This window comes from Streptomyces sp. NPDC014894 (assembly GCF_043080985.1).
In the GTDB taxonomy this organism is placed as follows: Bacteria; Actinomycetota; Actinomycetes; order Streptomycetales; family Streptomycetaceae; genus Streptomyces.
The window spans coordinates 1-1,210 of sequence record NZ_JBIBWD010000060.1 but is presented as its reverse complement, the minus strand read 5'-3'; the positions used below and the strand labels follow the sequence as shown (position 1 = coordinate 1,210).

The 1,210-nt window shown below is 64.5% G+C and carries 1 protein-coding gene; it reads left to right on the top strand.

Going from position 1 to position 1,210, the window contains the following annotated elements; translation table 11 throughout:
* Nucleotides 1-1,210, top strand: a 1,210-nt coding sequence (locus tag ACF089_RS35915) for an acyltransferase domain-containing protein (RefSeq protein ID WP_392036442.1), incomplete at both ends; no start/stop codon positions are given.

The following is a 1,210-nucleotide window of genomic DNA, read 5'->3' as shown; positions in this document are numbered from 1 at the left end:
GCCGCCCGCCTCCACGACCACCTCACAGCACACCCCGACACACCCCTCCAAGACATCGAACACACCCTCACCCACCGCGCCACCCACCCCCACCGCGCCATCATCACCACCCACCAACACCACACCGCACTCCAAGCCCTCAACGCCCTCACCCACCACCAACCCCACCCCGCACTCACCCACCACCACACCACCCACACCGACACACCCAAAACCGTCTTCGTCTTCCCCGGCCAAGGCTCCCAATACCCCGGCATGACCCAAGGCCTCCTCACCACCTCCCCCACCTTCCGCGACACCATCGAAGAAATACAAGAAGCCCTCAACCCCCACATCAACTGGAACCTCACCCACGTCCTCCAACAACACCCCAACGCCCCCACCCTCGACCGCGTCGACATCGTCCAGCCCACCCTCTTCGCCGTCCTCGTCGCCCTCGCCCGCCACTGGCAACACCACGGCATCCACCCCCACGCCGTCATCGGACACTCCCAAGGCGAAATAGCCGCCGCCCACATCGCCGGAGCCCTCACCCTCCACGACGCCGCCACCATCACCACCACCCGCGCCCAAGCCCTCACCCGACTCGAAGGCCACGGCGCCATGGCCTCCCTCAAACTCAACGCCCACCAAACCCAACAACTCCTCACCACCCACTGGCCCCACCAACTCACCATCGCCGCCATCAACAGCCCCACCACCACCATCGTCGCCGGAGACACCACCCCCCTCCACCAACTCCTCCACCACTGCACCCAACACCACATCCAAGCCCGCCCCATCAACGTCACCTACGCCTCCCACACCCACCACACCGACCCACTCCAACAACACCTCCACACCCACCTCAACCACATCAACCCCCAACCCGCCCACACCCCCTTCCACTCCACCGTCACCACCACCCCCCTCAACACCACCCAACTCACCCCCCACTACTGGTTCCAAAACCTCCGACAAACCGTCCAACTCCACCCCACCATCACCAACCTCCTCAACACCCACCACCACACCCTCATCGAAATCAGCCCCCACCCCGTCCTCACCCCCTCACTCCACGAAACCGCCGACACCCACCCCACCAACCCCCTCATCACCCACACCCTCCACCGCAACCAACCCGACCAACACACCTTCCACACCCAACTCGCCCACATCAACACCCACCACCCCCACCCCACCTGGACCACCACCAACAACAACAAAAAGA